2 protein-coding genes are annotated in these 1,596 nt (G+C 72.0%); one reads left to right on the top strand and one right to left on the bottom strand.

Features of this window, described 5'->3' with window-relative positions; translation table 11 throughout:
- Positions 1 to 1,272: FAD-dependent oxidoreductase (locus WBA11_RS18285; RefSeq protein ID WP_424522069.1), on the bottom strand; the 1,272-nt coding region annotated here is incomplete at its 3' end.
- Between WBA11_RS18285 and WBA11_RS18290 the strand changes: the two genes are divergently transcribed.
- Complete coding sequence (locus WBA11_RS18290; RefSeq protein ID WP_424522070.1) at positions 1,271 to 1,402, top strand: hypothetical protein; 132 nt, start codon at positions 1,271 to 1,273, stop codon at positions 1,400 to 1,402. The two genes, WBA11_RS18285 and WBA11_RS18290, sit on opposite strands and share 2 nt — an antisense overlap.
- Positions 1,403 to 1,596 lie beyond the last annotated feature (194 nt).

Below are 1,596 nucleotides of genomic sequence, written 5' to 3' on the forward strand. Positions count from 1 at the left end.
GTCCAAGCGTGTGTCTGGGAACGCGGCGACGTCGCCGGCGGCGAACAGGCCGGGCGCCACGCGCAACGTTCCAGAGGTCAGGAGCCCGCCGTCCTCGCGGCGGAACGACGCGCCCTTGAGAAATCCCGTGGCCGGCGCGACGCCGACGCCCAGGAGCACGACGTCGGCCTCGAGGGCGCCGGCATCGAGGACGACGCGTAGCCGTCTCGGCGTCTCGGCGTGGGGATCGCTCGCGACGGTCTCGATCCGCTCGACGCTGGCCCCGAGCCGGAAGACGACGCCCTTGTCCTCGGCCGCCCGCTGGAACACGGCCCCCACGTCGGCGCCCAGAACGCCCTCAAACGGCGTTTCCTCGCGCCCGATCACGGTCACCTCGAGATCGCGCGCGATCAGGCTCGAGGCTGATTCCATCCCGATAAACGAGGCGCCGATGATGGCGACGGACTGCTTGCCCTCGACGCGAGACACCAGCTTCTGAGCGTCGTCCCAAGAACGAAGGAGGTGGACGCCATCGAGGTCGGCGCCCTCGATGGGCAGGCGACGCGGCGTGCCGCCGGTGGCGACGAGCGCGGCGTCGTAGGTGACCGGCTCGCTCTCTCGGAACGAGACCGCCTTGGACTCGGGATCGAGGCCGGTGACGGTCCGGTCGGTCCAGACCTCGATGCCGTGCGTCTCGTAGAAATCGGCGTCGCGAAGGCGGAGCGCGTCGTCGCCGGCGCCACCGCCGAGGTAGCCCTTGGAAAGCTTGGTCCGGTCGTACGGCGCCCGCGTCTCCTTCGTCACCATCACGAGCCGGCCTTTGTAGCCGAGGTGACGGAGTTCCTCGGCGCAGGCCTCGGCCGCGGCGCCGGCGCCCAGGAGAAGGAAGAAGCGGTCGTCCCCGGCGTCGACGTTCGCCATCGAGGGCGTCTCGCCATCGCTCTCGCGGTAGTCGACGCCCTTGCCGTGCTCGTCGGCGTCGTCGGGTACGCGGACGAGCACGTCGTCGCCCTCGATGCGGACCTCGAAGGAGCGCAACGCGTCGAGGGCGGGCGGCTCGCACAGGTCGCCGGAGCAGACGTCGAACGCGGCGTGGTGCCACGGGCAGTAGACCGTCGTGCCCTCCAAGACGCCGGTCGCGAGCGGGGCGCCGTAGTGGGTGCAGAACGCGGTGCAGGCGTGGTACTCGCCGTCGACGCGGGAGAGCAGGACGGCGGTGCCGTCGGCCTCGACCTGGCGCATCTCGCCGTCGGCGAGGTCGGTGACGGAGGCGACGCGGACGAAGTCGGGCATGGGACTCTCGAGAGGGAACGGCGTCACTCGCTCCGGCGGCGTCGGGTTCCGTCAGAGCGCGTGCTCGAGGCCGAGTCAGGGCGTCCTCGAGGCCGGACCGGATCGCGACGTGCGGCACTCTCCCGGCTGACCCTGCCTCACGGTCACGAGGGCGGGCAGAGGCGTCCTCGAGGTCGGTACCTTCGACCTCCGCCCTCGCCCGACCGATGCCGACCGACGTCCGCTCCCTGATCGACCGCGTGGCCTCCGCGCTCGGCGACGAGGCCACCCCCGACCGCGTCGAGCGCGTGGCCCGCGCCGTCCTCGAGGCGGGGTCCCCGAGGG

The organism is Rubrivirga sp., from assembly GCF_049648075.1.
In the GTDB taxonomy this organism is placed as follows: Bacteria; Bacteroidota; Rhodothermia; order Rhodothermales; family Rubricoccaceae; genus Rubrivirga.